Genomic DNA, 239 nt, shown 5'->3' with positions numbered 1-239 from the left:
ATCGGCGAGGAAGATGTGCATGACGCCGGGCAGCGCGTCGGCATCGCCTTGCTTGACCCAGACGCGATTGAGAAGTGGATTGTCGCCATCGGCTTCGCCCACCTCCTCGGAGACAGTTTCGGCTTCCTGCGCCATGGAGGGAAGGGTGGTGCAGGCGCCGACGCCCCAAGCGGTCATCAGCGCCAGAATCGCGGCCTTGGTATCCATGTGCATCTCCCTTTCACATGACTTGGTCACAG

1 protein-coding gene is annotated in these 239 nt (G+C 61.9%); it reads right to left on the bottom strand.

What is annotated here, in order from left to right; genetic code table 11:
• A partial coding sequence (locus tag RYX56_RS26835; protein ID WP_317124474.1) for a hypothetical protein occupies nucleotides 1-207 on the bottom strand: 207 nt, incomplete at its 3' end.
• Between the last annotated feature and the right edge of the window lie 32 nt (nucleotides 208-239).

It is taken from the genome of Alkalihalophilus lindianensis (assembly GCF_032843265.1).
GTDB lineage: Bacteria > Bacillota > Bacilli > Bacillales > Bacillaceae_D > Alkalihalophilus > Alkalihalophilus lindianensis.
Note: the sequence above shows the minus strand (reverse complement) of the source record. Positions and strands in the feature narration are given on the sequence as shown.